The 15,311-nt window shown below is 47.3% G+C and carries 10 protein-coding genes; 7 read left to right on the top strand and 3 right to left on the bottom strand.

Features of this window, described 5'->3' with window-relative positions; translation table 11 throughout:
• Both FVR03_RS21655 and FVR03_RS21650 read right to left on the bottom strand, forming a co-directional pair.
• Nucleotides 1–636: alpha/beta hydrolase (locus tag FVR03_RS21655; protein ID WP_147923869.1), on the bottom strand; the 636-nt coding region annotated here is incomplete at its 3' end.
• 43 nt (nucleotides 637–679) lie between these two features.
• Nucleotides 680–1,114, bottom strand: a complete 435-nt coding sequence (locus FVR03_RS21650) for a toxin-antitoxin system YwqK family antitoxin (RefSeq protein WP_147923868.1) — start codon at nucleotides 1,112–1,114, stop codon at nucleotides 680–682.
• A gap of 302 nt (nucleotides 1,115–1,416) precedes the next feature.
• Between FVR03_RS21650 and FVR03_RS21645 the strand changes: the two genes are divergently transcribed.
• Entirely contained in the window at nucleotides 1,417–2,844 is a 1,428-nt protein-coding gene (locus FVR03_RS21645; RefSeq protein WP_147923867.1) for a PhoH family protein, read from the top strand.
• 170 nt (nucleotides 2,845–3,014) lie between these two features.
• Here the strand turns inward: FVR03_RS21645 and FVR03_RS21640 are convergent, their stop codons facing one another.
• Nucleotides 3,015–3,569: an SRPBCC family protein gene (locus tag FVR03_RS21640; protein WP_147923866.1), complete on the bottom strand. Its 555-nt coding sequence runs from the start codon at nucleotides 3,567–3,569 to the stop codon at nucleotides 3,015–3,017.
• Nucleotides 3,570–4,120: 551 nt separating this feature from the next.
• Here FVR03_RS21640 and FVR03_RS21635 point away from each other — a divergent pair.
• The 6 genes from FVR03_RS21635 (at nucleotide 4,121) to FVR03_RS21610 (ending at nucleotide 14,904) form a co-directional block, all read left to right on the top strand.
• Complete coding sequence (locus tag FVR03_RS21635; protein ID WP_147923865.1) at nucleotides 4,121–4,573, top strand: YkvA family protein; 453 nt, start codon at nucleotides 4,121–4,123, stop codon at nucleotides 4,571–4,573.
• 197 nt (nucleotides 4,574–4,770) lie between these two features.
• Nucleotides 4,771–7,041: a S46 family peptidase gene (locus FVR03_RS21630; RefSeq protein WP_147923864.1), complete on the top strand. Its 2,271-nt coding sequence runs from the start codon at nucleotides 4,771–4,773 to the stop codon at nucleotides 7,039–7,041.
• 858 nt (nucleotides 7,042–7,899) lie between these two features.
• Nucleotides 7,900–9,213: a TolC family protein gene (locus tag FVR03_RS21625; protein WP_255474352.1), complete on the top strand. Its 1,314-nt coding sequence runs from the start codon at nucleotides 7,900–7,902 to the stop codon at nucleotides 9,211–9,213.
• A gap of 21 nt (nucleotides 9,214–9,234) precedes the next feature.
• Nucleotides 9,235–10,371: an efflux RND transporter periplasmic adaptor subunit gene (locus tag FVR03_RS21620; protein WP_147923862.1), complete on the top strand. Its 1,137-nt coding sequence runs from the start codon at nucleotides 9,235–9,237 to the stop codon at nucleotides 10,369–10,371.
• A gap of 26 nt (nucleotides 10,372–10,397) precedes the next feature.
• Nucleotides 10,398–13,595, top strand: a complete 3,198-nt coding sequence (locus FVR03_RS21615) for an efflux RND transporter permease subunit (protein WP_147923861.1) — start codon at nucleotides 10,398–10,400, stop codon at nucleotides 13,593–13,595.
• A 238-nt stretch (nucleotides 13,596–13,833) separates the two neighbouring features.
• Nucleotides 13,834–14,904: an acyltransferase family protein gene (locus FVR03_RS21610; RefSeq protein WP_147923860.1), complete on the top strand. Its 1,071-nt coding sequence runs from the start codon at nucleotides 13,834–13,836 to the stop codon at nucleotides 14,902–14,904.
• Nucleotides 14,905–15,311 lie beyond the last annotated feature (407 nt).

The following is a 15,311-nucleotide window of genomic DNA, read 5'->3' as shown; positions in this document are numbered from 1 at the left end:
GTAAAGCTTTACATCATCTGGTGTGGGAGAAGCACCTAATAAGTTCTTCTTGGTGCCTGCATGTGCTATGGCGTCATCGAAGCTGATGACCGGGTACACCAGCACCATAAAGTCGGGTCGCAGGCTCAAGTTCTCTTTATTATCGATCAGGCTTTTCTGGTAATGCGTTCCTGCAGTTGAAGCCAGGTGCCCTCCTGCCGAAAAACCCATAATACCTATTTTTCCTGGATCTATATTTAATTGAGCCGCCTGCTGCCGTACCCGTTTAATGGCTTGCTGCGCATCCTGTAAAGGTCCGATCTTCTTCTCTGGCATAGTGGCATCTGAGGGAAGCCGGTATTCCAAAACAAAAGCGGCAATACCCATTTCATTTAATGCCTGCGCTACATCGGTGCCTTCGCGTTTTACAACTAAACTACCGTAGCCTCCTCCGGGGCATATTATAACGGCCACGCCATTTGCCTTTTCCTTTGCCGGCAAATAGGCCGTGAGCATGGGTTGCCTGGCTGTTTCGGAGGCAATATGGTTTGGAATGTTGCCTGAATACAAAGGTGTGGCCTGCTGTGCCAGGGTGGTGGAGCAGGCAAGCAGGAGCAGCAAAATAGCCTGTGAAGCTCTCTGGAGAGGTGTCTGCATGTTTTTTTATGCCTACTGTTTAGTGAAAATTTCAGGTTATTGCTTAAAAGGTTTCGGTGTGGGTATACTGGCCGTTTTCGTTATACACTTTCCAGTCTCCGAACCAATAGAAACGTAAATGTTCTCCGGCAGTATCTAGCCGGCCTTTGCCCTCGCGGTGGAGCAGCCCGTTCTCATGGTAGCGTTTCACCAGCACTTCGTTGCTGCGTTTCTTCCATTTCTCCTGCATATAAGTGGTCCCATCGGGGTAGTAATAGGTCCATTTGCCTACCTCGCGTCCATGCCTGAAGCGCCCTTTCCGAATCAGGTATCCTTCCTCCTCATGGTAAACTTTCCAGCGCCCATGGAACTGGCCTTGTTTATCGAACTTATTGCTCCTGAAGAACAGGAAACCCGGCCTGTCGCCTTTTCCGCCTGGTTCTGCACCTATGGCTGCCAGCGGCAAAAGCATTAACAAGAGTATAACACAGTGTTTCATTCTCTTAAAATTTACCTGAATTAAATTGCTTCCCTCAGTAATTAATGCTAAATATAGAAATAATTAAGCTCCCTCAGAAAATAGTTTGAGGACGTGTAGAAGAGTAAATATTTCATTTTCAGGCAGTAAACTTTTCTAGCAAATGGTTGTTGCTACTGCCACCTAAAATTCTGCAGCGTCTGGCTCTACTGATGATGCCCTTACATGCTTTACGTTCGTAAAAGAAGTTAGATATTCATCTCTCATAAAGCATGCTTACCTTAATTAACGAGTAAACGGTTCCACCCTTAGTTTAATTATGTATGCCCAAAAACACCAAATCTACTGCCGTACCTCAGGCAGACGAAGTAACCACGAAAGCTGCAAAGCCTGAGAAAGTGGCCCGCAAAACTTCTGGCAAAGGCACGAATTCCAAAGCGAAAAAGGTTTTTGTTCTAGATACCTCCGTTATCCTCTACGACCACAGCGCCGTTCAGAATTTTAAAGAGCATGATGTAGCGATTCCGATTACGGTGCTGGAAGAGCTCGACAATTTCAAGAAAGGCAACGACATCAAAAACTTCGAAGCCAGGGAGTTTATCCGGTTTATCGATAAACTCTCTACAGAGCACATGCTGCAGGAGTGGTTGCCGCTAAATGGTAAAAACAAAGGCAAGTTCAAGGTGCTCATGAACAATGCCGGTACCCAGGATGCCACCACCATTTTCGGCGACAAAAACGACCACCACATCCTGAACTCTGCCCTGCAGCTACAGCTCGACCAGCCCGACTATAAAGTGGTGCTCGTAACAAAAGATATAAACCTGCGGCTAAAGGCAAGGGCACTGAACCTGGTTTCGGAAGACTACGAAACTGGTAAAATTCATGATGTGAACGAGCTCTACACCGGCAACGATACCCTGGATGAAGTGCCGGCCAACGTAATTAACGAGCTCTATGAAAATGGTACCTGCGCTATAGACAAAGTAACCAATACCCCGCCAGCCGATAACCATTACTTTGTGCTAAAAAGCTTTAAAAACTCGGTACTGGCTTACTATAACCAGGCTGAGAAGCAGCTGGAGCGTGTAGATAAGCACCTGGCCTACGGAGTGAAGCCCCGAAATGCCGAGCAAACCTTTGCCTTGCACGCCATTATGGATCAGCGCATAAAGCTCATCAGCATACAAGGTGTGGCCGGCACAGGCAAAACCCTGCTGGCGCTGGCCGGTGCGCTGGAGCAGCGCCGGGATTACAAGCAGATTTACTTGGCCAGGCCGGTCGTACCTCTGAGCAACAAAGACATCGGTTACCTGCCCGGCGACATTAAATCGAAGCTGAACCCTTACATGGAGCCGCTCTGGGACAACCTGAAATACATTCAGAACCAGTTCAGCGAAACCAGCAAAGAGTTTCAGAAGCTGCGCGATATGATTGAGCTGGAAAAACTTATGATAACACCACTGGCTTACATCAGGGGCAGAAGCTTGTCGAACATTATTTTTATTGTGGATGAGGCGCAGAACCTGACGCCGCACGAGGTAAAAACCATTATAACAAGAGCCGGCGAAAACACCAAGATCATTTTCACGGGCGATATTTACCAGATCGACACCCCGTACCTCGATTCACAAAGCAACGGCTTGTCTTATCTCATCGACAGGGCTAAAAACCATCCGCTCTACGCACACATCACACTGCTGAAAGGCGAACGCTCGGAGCTGGCTAACCTGGCGAATGAGCTTCTGTAGCAGAACCAGGTATCAACGGGAATTATGCTAATAAAAAAGCCCTTCCGAAGCATTTGAGGCAAAAAATGGTCAAGGGTTAAACCCATGTAAAAAGCCTGAAAAAGCAACTTTGCATTTTCAGGCTTTTTTTATGGGCTAAATTACAGCTTAAAGCTTCCTGCCACTCCGCTTTAAGCTGACTTAGGCTTTTTGTTAGAGCCTTCCAATAAGTTTTTCAACCCTGTCAGGCCCTTCTTTATTTCTTCTTCTGATTTATATTTCTTCCAGGCACCTTTGTAGCGGGCAAGGGGGCTGTCGCCTATAGGGGTGGTTACCTGCCAGATCAGGCGCGTACTGTCCTGCAACTGCTCCAGCTTAAAAAACCCGATGGTGGTGTCGGATTCGCCGGCCAGCACTTGCTCATACTGCAGCATAGCCGGCACTTCTTCTACTTTAAACACACGCTGGCCTTTGCCAATAGATTCGCCGTTCCAGCTGTGCCTGGCTCCTACACCAGCCCAGGGCCCGCCATACATATGAAACAGTGTCGGGTCGTTGGCCTTGCTCCAGGCGCTCCAGCTTTCCCATTTCGTCGGGTTGTTTAAATATGGAAAAATACGGTCGGGTGGTGTAGCCAGCACAATGCTCTGCTCAACCACACAGGCCGAAGGTAAAAGATAAGACATGGCACCAAAACCTGCAGCCACGATCAGAAGCGATAAGAGAATTTTTACCGTTAACTTCATAACATATCTTCTAAAGAAAGAATAATAAAAAGCCGATTTGAGGGAACAAGTACATCAATTTTAGCGAGCTTTTAGCTAACAGCCGAAAGGTAATAACACTTTTTTTTTCGCCCGCTTTTCAGGATACAAAAATGCTTTAAATTCTCACTTTCAGGCAAGATCTTAATAGGAAAAATATTCAGGATTAGATAGTTTTTTTCAAGTCAGCCACTGCTGCAGGCAACAGCATTTATTCCCGGTTTATAAGCTACTTCAGTAGGTTTTATATTTAAATTTTAGTAGTTAAGCAGAGATACTGAATAGCTAGATAAAGCTCCTGTAAAAGCTATGTTATATATTTGCAGATCCGGATTCTGCTATACGCTCTGCCCTGAGGGTTTTTCTTTTTCAGGATTTACAGAAACTATAAGTGTAGTTGAATTATAGTATTGAAAGTTTAAATATCATCATCATTAAATCCACAAGGCCTAAAATTAGCTGAAGGAACTAAATAAGTGCACTATTTGCTTCCATTACCGTAAAAGCTTTTAATTTAACTTAAAATTAAACCCATGAATATAAATGAGCTAGTAAACCAGGGGTTGAAGCTAACCTCACATCCTATGTTCAAGAAGTTTTTAGGCAGAGCAGGTGGTATAGCCGGTAAACCCGCTAAGCTTATCATGCTGGTGTCGGCAGCCTATGCCAAACTCATAGATGCTGAAAGTCCCAAAAACGGATTTGAGCAGATTAAAGAAGTGATGCTGACATTTATCAGGATGGTACGGTTTTATGCCAACGGTACGTACCGCAACATCTCCTCTAAATCGCTCTTGGTAGGTGTGGCTGTGCTGCTGTACTGGGTAACTCCACTTGATATTATTCCGGATTTTATTCCGGTGATAGGCCTGCTCGACGACATTAGCCTGATGGCCTGGTTCATCGATTCGTTTCAGAAAGAAATTACCAAGTTCAGAGACTGGGAAGCCGGGGCCAGTTTTGAGCCTAACATAGGCACTCTCTAATCGAGCCTTGCTATAATGGAAAGGGCTGCTCCAACCGGAGCAGCCCTTTTTTTATGCCTTCACTTCAATTATGCTAATGATTTTGCCCTTCAGAAGCTTTTCTGGCTAAAAAGTGTCAAGGGTGGCGAGAGGCTCTGACTTCTGATTTTACGGGTTTTTAAGTACCTTTGGGCTTTACCTACCTTTCAGATAAGAGAATGATACATAAAAGAATTTTCCTTATGATGGCAGCCTTCTGCCTTAGTATAGGGTGGAGCATAGCCGGTCCGCCGGCAGAAGGCATGTGGCTCCCCTTACTCCTGAAACAGCTCAACGAGGCAGAAATGCAGCAAAAAGGCTTTAAACTAACGGCAGAAGATATTTACAGCATTAACAGGTCCAGCCTGAAAGATGCCGTGGTTTCTTTCGGTGGTTTCTGTACAGGAGAAATGATATCGGCAGAAGGCCTGCTGCTCACAAACCACCACTGCGGATACGGACAGGTGCAATCGCATAGTTCTGTCGAGAACGACTACCTGACCGAGGGTTTCTGGGCCATGAACAAACAGCAGGAACTCCCGAACCCCGGCCTTACCGCCACCTTTATAGTGCGCATGGAAGATGTAACCAACCAGATCCTGACCGGTATTCCGGCCGCTGCCACCGAAGCCGAGCGTGAAGCCGTAATTATGAAGAACATGGCGCGCGTTCGCAAAGAAGCAACAGCCGGCACCCATTACGATGCAGTAATTAAGCCCTTTTTCTACGGCAACGAATATTACATGTACATCACCGAGACCTTCCGCGACATCCGGTTGGTTGGCACGCCTCCTTCTGCCATCGGTAAGTTTGGTGGCGACACCGATAACTGGATGTGGCCACGGCACACCGGCGACTTCTCCCTCTTCAGGGTGTACGCCAGCGCCGATAACAAACCTGCCGACTACTCACCCAACAACAGGCCCTACCAGCCAAAGCACCACCTGCCTATTTCGCTGAGTGGCGTGCAGGAAGGTGACTTTACATTAGTATTCGGGTTTCCGGGCCGAACAAACGAATACCTTACCTCGCACGCCATACAGGAAATTTATGAAGTGTCGAACCCGGCCAAAATCAGCATTAGAGAAACAAAGCTGAAGATTCTGGACGAAGACATGAAGGCTTCTGATGCCGTGCGCATACAATACGCGGCTAAATATGCCAGCATCGCCAATTACTGGAAAAAATGGATTGGTGAGAGCCGTGGCCTGCGCAAAGCCAATACCATCGAAAATAAAAAGGCGCTGGAACAACAGTTTAGTGCATGGGTACAAGCCGATGCTACTCGCACACAGCAATACGGGAACCTGCTCGGCCAGTTTGCGCAGAGCTATCAGCAACTAGACGGCATTACCATAGCACGCGATTATGTAACAGAGGCAGCCATGGGCGTGGAGCTCATAAAACATGCCGTAGACTACATTAGGTTGGTGGAACTGGTAGATGCCAAAGCTCCGGCAGCCGAAATAAACGCCCTGGCCGACCGGCTCGAAAAATCAGCTCCTGGCTTTTATAAAAATTTTAACGCCCCTACCGATAAGAAGGTTTTTGCTGCCCTGATGGAGATGTACTACCAGAACATCGACCCTAAATATCATCCGGAGGCCTTTACCACCATTGCCAAACAAAAGTACCAGGGCAACTTCAACAAATACGCCACCGATGTGTACGGTAAATCTTTGTTCACTTCAGAGGCAGGCCTAAAAACCGCCATGGCTGACTTGCGGGCTGGTAAAACACAGACAGTTAAAAACGATCCGGCTTTTGTGCTTGGCAACAGCATTTACAGCCACTACCGCAGCCAGGTATTACCCGTGTATACCAAAGTAAACGACAACCTGAACCTGCTGTACCGAACCTACTTAACGGCTTTGCGCACCATGCAGCAAGACCGTAAGTTCTACCCCGATGCCAACTCGACGCTGCGCGTAGCATACGGTAATGTGGCTACCTACGAACCCGTAGACGGTGTAAAATACAAGCATTACACAACACTCGAAGGCGTAATGGAGAAAGCAGCCATGGGTGGCGTAGAAGATTATGCGATTCCGGCGCGCCTACAAGAGCTTTACAATGCAAAAGACTATGGCCCATACGGTGTAGACGGGCAGATGCCGGTTTGTTTTATTGCCTCTAACCATACCACCGGCGGTAACTCCGGCAGCCCGGTAATTAATGCAAATGGTCAGCTGATCGGCATTAACTTCGACAGGAACTGGGAAGGAACCATGAGCGACATCGCCTACAACCCTGACCAGGTGCGCAACATCTCCATGGATGCCCGCTACCTCCTTTTTATAATCGATAAGTTTGCCGGAGCTGGTCACCTTGTAAAAGAGATGACACTGGTAACAGATGCCACATCAGGGTTGCCACATGCCGATAAGCCACAAGAAGCTCCTGCCAAGAAAACCAGGAAGCAACGCAAAAAAGAGGCTGCTCTAAACTAACCGTTTCTTCAGGCTATTTTAAAAGTCCCGCACTGCCCACAGTAGCGGGACTTTTTATATCCTCCGCTCCTGTTGTTGGCCTTACTCTCCGGCTGCTGCAGAGGTTGTAAAAGTATAATGCTGATTTTTAAATAGGTTATAGCTGACGACGAAACTTACCGGAAATCAACAGTTGACATTTCCCAATTAAACAGAATAAAAAATAATCTTCCGTCCTATGATAGATGGTAGTACAACTTCAAATTCCGATAAGTTAAGTTGCAGGCTATAATGGTACGAGCTGGAACTGGAAAAATATTTTTTAGGATGATTCTTACCTTTAGGATTTCTACCATAAACACAGAAACCATCAACAAACTGGCATCTGCAACCAGCAGTGCTCCGATCAGGAAGCTACCTCTGAAACCGTAACAATAAAATTAACTGTCGTCTCTTCTGGAAATCAGTTTACCGGAGCTATGGCAGGCTCATTTAGTTAGTTTTTGATTATTAACTGTTTAAGTTTTTTGGATTTGAAATTTACTTGGTTGCGGAAAAAAATTACCCTTGAACAAACAGTTGTTATTTTTCTTCTGGAGGGCATTTTCATTTACATAATTCAGAAATTATGGAGGGGTACTAATGACTTGTTAGTTTTATAAATCATAGCAATTGAACTTAAACAATTCGTTTATCGAAACATTCCGAAATAGTGATGTATTAAAGAAAACATTACTTACCTTTGAACCAATGTTATAACATGAAATTAATGTTATAACAATTAGTTATTTAATCTGTTTCATTAAAACTTTTACAAAAAACTGTAAAACAGGTGTTTACAAAAATAGCCTAAATAAATCCATGAATTTACTAACATGTATGCGGCCAATACTGCTGGGGTTACTGCTTTACCCAACGCTCCTGCTGGCCCAGCAAAATAGAAACACTGGCGCGCAACCGCTGACTTTGCAGGACTGCATCTCGTTTGCCCTCACAAATGAGCCCAATGTTAAGCAGGCCGCCATAGACGAGGCAATTGGGGATCGGGAGATTGCCGCCAACCTGTCGGGTTGGTTACCTCAGATTTCTGCCCAGTTTGCAGCAACGCATAATATTCAGCGGCCAGTTTTCGTGATAAACGACAACGTGAACCGGGTTGGTCAGAACTACACCTCTAACATTCTGCTTCAGGCGGAACAGACACTGTTTAGCAACAATCTGCTCCTTGCCTCGCGGGCGGCGCGCTATACCCGGCTGCAGCTCGACCAGAACACCATCGATAACAAGATAGAAACGGTGGTGCAGGTCAGCAAAGCGTTCTACGACATTCTCCTGACCCAGGAACAGCAACGCATTCTGGACGAAAATATAGCCCGGCAGGAGAAGCAGTACAACGATGCCCGCAGCCGTTTTGAAGTAGGCCTGGTCGATAAAACCGACTATCAGCGTGCCAGCATATCGCTCTCTAACTCCCGCAGCGACCGGAAAAGAACGCAAGAGTCTATTAAAGCGAAAACTGCTCTGCTCAAGCAGCTGATGGGTTACGCTGTAGAGGCAGACCTTACCATCACCTCCGATTACGAGCAAATGGAACTGGAGGCGCTGCTGGATACAACCCAACAGCTAAATGTGGCTACCAGAATAGAGTTTCAGCAGTTACAGACGCAGAAACAGTTCCTGAAGCTGAATACCAGTTTCTACAAATGGAATTTTATACCCAATGTTTCAGCCTTTATAAACTACAACCCGCAGTTTTTCAGCAACAACCTGGGCGACCTCTACAATCAGAAAATTCCAACATCAGCTGTTGGCCTGCAAGCCGCAATTCCTATATTTCAAGGTACACAGCGCCTTCAGAACCTGAAAATAGCCAGGTTACAGGAAGAGCGCCTGGAGGTGGATGAAGAGAACATCCGCAAAATCATCAACACGGAATACCAGACGGCCCTTGCCAACTATAAAAGCGAATTTACCGATTGGCTTACCCTGCGCGATAATGCGGCAGTGGCAGAAGAAGTCTACAATATTATAAAGCTCCAGTACGATGAGGGCGTGAAAGCTTATGTAGACCTGGTAGTGGCAGAAACCGACCTGAAGTCGGCTCAGCTCAATTATTATAATGCGCTCTTTCGTGTACTTGCCAGCAAGCTCGATTACCAGAGAGCAATCGGAAACATTAACATCAACCAATAATTCAAATCGCAAAGCAATAGCATGAAGCGTCCTATATCCTGGCTCCTGACAGCCACCCTTTGCCCCGGCTTACTTATTTCATGCGGAGGCAACCAGAACGCCCAGCAGCCAGCTCCAGCTGCCGTTCCTGTAAATACTACCCAGGTTTCAGAACAAAATGTTACCGGTATAGATGCCTATCCGGGCACTGTAGTTCCTTTGAACGAGGTGGAACTGCGACCGCAGGTGTCGGGCTACATCACCAACATATATGTGCAGGATGGCCAGCAGGTAACCAAAGGCCAGCGCCTCTACGAAATTGACCAGAGCAAGTACCAGGCCTCGTTGCAGCAGGCACAGGCCAACCTGCAGAGCGCCAAAGCCAACCTGCAACGCGTGCAGCAGGATGTAAAACGCTACGAACGCCTGAGCGAGCAGGAAGCCATTGCCCGCCAGCAGGTAGACTACGCCCGCGCCGATCTTGCTACAGCACAGGCACAGGTAGCCGCTGCCGAAGCACAGGTGCGCAGTGCCTCTACAGATCTGGGTTATGCCGTTATTACAGCTCCGTTTGCCGGTACTATCGGCATTTCGCAAGTTCGAATCGGTACGCAGGTATCGCCCGGTCAGCCATTGCTGAACACCATCTCGTCTGTAGATCCGATTGCTGTAGACTTTGTTATTAACGAGCGCGAAATTGGCCGCTTTAACCAATTGCAGCGTGGCAACCAGCCCGATTCGCTGTTTACGCTCCGTCTCAACAACTCTACAGCCTACTCCAAACCAGGTAAAATTATTGCCATAGACCGCGCTATTGGCCGCCAGACAGGCACCACCACCGTGCGTGTACAGTTCCCTAATGAGGAGCGTCTGCTCATGCCCGGCATGACGGTAGACATGCAGGTACTGAACCAGGACCTTGGCAACCAGCTTGTAATTCCTTACAAAGCGGTTACGGAGCAACTGGGCGAGTATTACGTGTACCTGGTGCAGGCCGACTCTGTGGTGCAGCAGAACGTGGAACTAGGAACCCGATTTGGTGCCGATATTGTGGTGCGGGAAGGCCTGCAGGCCGGAAGTACTATAGTAGTAGATGGAATCCAGAAGCTCCGCCAGGGAGCAAAAGTACAGGTTGGTGCGCCGCAGGCCTCACAGGCACAACCGGCAGCTTCAAGATAATTTAAAATTGACTTTCAGGTAAAAACATGATTTCAGATGTATTTATAAGACGGCCCGTCACCGCCATTGTGATCTCTATTGTGATCGTACTGGTTGGGGTGCTGGCCATGATGAACCTGCCCGTAACGCAATATCCCGACATCTCCCCTCCTGTTGTTTCTGTTTCGGCTATTTATACCGGTGCCGATGCGCAGACCGTGGAGCAAACTGTGGCTACTCCGGTAGAAACCCAGATTAACGGTACTCCGGGTATGGCTTACATTACCTCCACCAACACCAGCACCGGCCAGATGAACATGAGCGTGACCTTTGAAATAGGCACCGACATAGACATTGCCACCTTGGATGTGCAGAACCGGGCCAGCATAGCAGAGCCAAGCTTGCCGGAAGAAGTGCGAAGACTTGGGGTAACAGTGCGGAAGAGGAACCCAAGTATTATGATGGTGATCGGTATTTTCTCACCTAACAAAACGCACAATATCCAGTACCTCGATAATTATACCAACATCTACGTGCGCGATGCCTTGCTTCGTGTAAATGGTGTGGGCGACATTAATGCGCTGGGCCAGGATTTTAGTATGCGGGTGTGGCTGAAACCGGATAAACTAGCGCAGTACAGCATCAGCACCAACGAAATTACCGCCGCTATTCAGGAGCAAAACCTGCAGGTAGCTCCAGGTACAGTAGGTGCCATGCCGCAATACGATACGCAGGCGTTCCAGTACCCGATTACCGTGCAGGGGCGTTTGCAGAACCAGGAGGAATTCGGAAACATTATTGTTAGGACCAACCCGACCGATGGCTCGCTGGTGTACCTGCGCGATGTAGCCCGAATTGAGTTTGGCCGGTTCGACTATGGTCGTTCTTCAACCATCAATGGCAATCCTTCTGCCATGCTCCTGCTCTACCAGGCACCAGGCTCTAACGCACTCGAAACCGCCGACGGTATTTATGCCACACTTGAGGAGCTGAAAAAATCGTTCCCGGCCGATGTAGATTATGTCGTATCTTTCGAAACGGTTTCGGTTGTACAGGTTTCTATAAATGAGGTGGTTAACACGCTAATAGAAGCACTTATACTGGTTATTCTGGTGGTATTCCTGTTCCTGCAGAGCTGGCGTGCTACCCTGGTTTGTATTCTAGCCATTCCGGTTTCAATTATCGGAACGTTTGTATTCTTTATTCCGCTCGATTTCACGATCAACACGCTTACCTTGTTCGGGTTCGTACTGGCCATTGGTATTGTGGTAGATGATGCCATTGTGGTGGTGGAAGCGGTGCAGCATTACATAGACCATGAACGTTTGTCGGCCAAAGAGGCTACCCGTAAGGCTATGAAGGAGATTACAGCGCCTGTTATTGCTATTGCACTTATTCTGGCGGCAGTATTTATTCCGGTTGGTTTTATTCCGGGAATTGTGGGTCGCCTGTATCAGCAATTTGCTATTACCATTGCTATTTCGGTTCTGATATCAGCTTTTGTGGCACTTACACTTACGCCGGCACTTTGCTCGCTGATGCTCAAGCCCATGAATGTAAATGAGAAATCAAAAGGGCTGAATAAGTTCTTCTTCCACTTTAACAACTGGTTTGGCAGAACAACGAACTCCTACTCCAGAGGTGTACGCAGCAGCATCCGCTATGCACCGCTTGTGCTTATTCTGCTTGCCTGTATTTATGCTGGAACAGTTGGTTTATTCAGTGCCAAGCCATCGGGCTTTATACCGACAGAGGACGAAGGCCGGGTATTCGTGTCTATTGAGCTGCCGGAAGGTTCTTCAGCGAACCGTACCAAAGAGGTACTCGACAAAATGGGTCAGATACTGGCAGAAGAGCCAGCCATCCGTAACTATACAGCCATTGCAGGCCTGAACGCCATTAACTTCTCGTTTAAGTCGAATAGCGGTACTTTCTTTGTGCAGATGAAGCCCTGGAACGAGCGGAAAGAACCTGCCCTGCAACTGCAAGGCGTTATGGCATCGCTTAACCAGAAATTTGCCGCCATAAAAGAGGCAAACGTTATTGTAGTAGCGCCTCCTGCTATTCCTGGTCTAGGCCAGTCGGGTGGTTTCAGTTTTATGCTGGAGCAGCGTGCCGGTGGTGGCAGCTTAAAAGAGTTTGAAGGGGTGATGCAACAGTTTATCGGAGCAGCAAACCAACGACCTGAAATTGCTATGGCGTACAGCTTTTTCAACACCCGAACTCCGGGTTATCATGTGGACGTTGACCGTGCAAAAGCAAAGCAGCTCGGTGTATCTATTTCAGATGTGTATAACACCATGTCTTCGCTGATGGGAAGTCGCTACATAAACGATTTTACCCGCTACGGACGAAACTTTAGGGTAGTAGCTCAGGCAGATACTGCCTACCGTATGGATATTGAGAGCCTGAAGCAGTATTACGTCATGAACCGCTTAGGCCAGTCGGTGCCGTTGAGTGCACTGGTTACTTCTCGTGTGGTAGAAAATGCCTCTGTAATATCGCATTACAACCTGTTCCGTTCTGCTGAGATCAGTGGTAGCGCCGCCCCTGGCTACAGTTCAGGGCAGGCTTTGCAGGCGCTGCAGGAAGTAGCTGCGGAGGTGCTGCCAACCGGCTACGGCTACGACTTCTCAGGTCTCAGCCGTGAGGAACTTGCCGCTGGCGACAGTACGATTTATATCTTCTCGCTCTCTATCTTGCTGGTGCTTCTGTTGCTGGCTGCACTTTATGAAAGCTGGTCGGTACCATTCTCGATCTTGTTCGCCATTCCGTTGGGTATGTTCGGTGCTATTCTGGCGCTTACGTTCCTGCCAAAGCTCGACAACAACGTGTATGCTCAAATTGGTATGATTACCTTGATTGGTTTGGCCGCTAAAAACGCCATCCTTATTGTAGAGTTTGCCAAAGAACGGGTAGATTCTGGTATGGAACTGATTGCAGCCACCATAGAGGCCGTTAAACTGCGCCTCCGCCCTATTATCATGACTTCCGCAGCCTTTATTTTAGGTGTGGTTCCGTTAGCCATGGCTTCGGGTGCTGGAGCAGTCTCCAGGCAAACCATCGGCTGGACCGTAATAGGCGGTATGCTGGCGGCTACCTTCCTGGCCATTTTTGCTGTGCCGGTGCTTTACGTGGTCATTACACGGGTAGCTTACGGTAAAAAGAAACTGGCCGAGCTCGAGGACCTAAGGAAAGTAGATGACGGTGATGGACTTGATCCAACAGCTGTTGGTCATCACTAACTAAATTGTACATAAAATGATTAAAGCGACCTGGTTCAGTAAGAGCCAGGTCGCTTTGTTTTATTGCGCGATGTTTGATGACCTGTCTTTTATTACACAATTTATATATTTGCCGCAGTAACATTTCCGACCATTAACAGTATTAGAGGTAGCTGCAGAAAAAGGCTACTTGCCCTACTTAAATACGTCTCCTATTTCTCCGGATGCAGCCTACTCATTATCAGGATTAAGAACCTTTATGAACCCTTACCTAAGCTACAAACTAAAGATCCTTTCTTTGTTTTCGATTCTGCTGGTTGTTTACATTCATGCCTACACCTTCGACATAGCCCCCGATACCGGTGCGCTGACCGACCAGAAGAGCTACAACAGTTTCATTCAGGATTTTATTTCGCAAGGTGTGGCACGGGTGGCAGTACCTATATTCTTTGCCATTTCTGGCTATCTTTTTTTTCTGAATTTTATACCATCAGCTACGGAGTATCTTAAAAAGTACCGCAAGCGCTTTCAGTCGCTGGTGATTCCGTTTTTGCTATGGTCGCTGTACGGAATTTTGCTGTATTTTTTGCTGCAGCTGGCGCCCAACAGTGAGCTGTTTTTTAAGAACCGCCTGATCCGCAACTTCGACGTGCCGCAGTTTTTTTCTACTTTGCTGCAGCACCCTATTCCTTACCAGCTCTGGTTTTTGCACGACCTCATTTTTCTGGTGCTGCTGTCGCCGCTCATTTGGGTATATGTGCGGTATCTGCAGCTGCCGGGTGTGCTGCTGCTGGTACTGCTGTGGGTATGGAAGTTTGACGTGAGCTTTTTCCAGACGGAGTCGCTGCTCTTTTTCTCATTGGGTGCCTTCTTAACGCTCCGGCCTTACGTGCTGCTAAAGGTGCACCAGTCTGCTGCCGCTACTTCGGCTTTACCAGGCTGGCTGCTGCTGCTGCTCCTTAAAACCTGGCTTAGCCACACCGATTTTGAGCCGGTGCTGGTGGTACAGCTTCTGCATAAAATTGCTATTTTGGTTGGCCTGGTAGCCACCTGGATGAGTTTCGATAAGGCCTTTTACCAGGAAGTGCCAGATAGGGAAAGCCCGCTCCTGACGCTGGCTTCCTATTCATTTTTCATTTATGCCTTTCATGAGCCGGTGCTCACCATCTTTAAAAAAGGCTTACTTTACTTTTTAGGATCAGGAGATCTTTCGACATTGCTTGTGTACCTGCTGGCCCCTCTGTTTATTATAGGATTAAGTGTGGCACTAGGATTCGCTTTAAAAAAAATCCTGCCTGGCCTTTATGCTATCGCAACCGGAGGAAGATGATCTTAAGTTAAAAGTAAGAGAATTACAGAGTGCAGCTTCAAGTATCGGGTCCAAAATTGCGTTGCATTAAAATATCCGAAACACCTATTCCGTATCACGACACACAGTATTTTATAGTCTGAATAAAAGATGTAACAATTTCCGATAAGTTGTATTGCGGTTTATATGATGCGAACTCACCTCAACCAAATTGATGGCAATCTTCTGTTTGCAAATTCTTGAAAAATAGATTTAGTTGTGCGCTGGCTACAATCAGGAGAAAGCGCAAAACAGGTTAAACCCATTATTAAACCTGATAACTAAATTATTCTAATAGAAACAGCCTCCAAAAGGTTTTTTATAGACTGCGTCATAACTTATCGGAAATTGAAATTGTATCTCTCCTGGAAACAGGACACCAGTATCAC

The organism is Pontibacter qinzhouensis, assembly GCF_008017455.1.
Classification (GTDB): Bacteria; Bacteroidota; Bacteroidia; order Cytophagales; family Hymenobacteraceae; genus Pontibacter; species Pontibacter qinzhouensis.
Note: the sequence above shows the minus strand (reverse complement) of the source record. Positions and strands in the feature narration are given on the sequence as shown.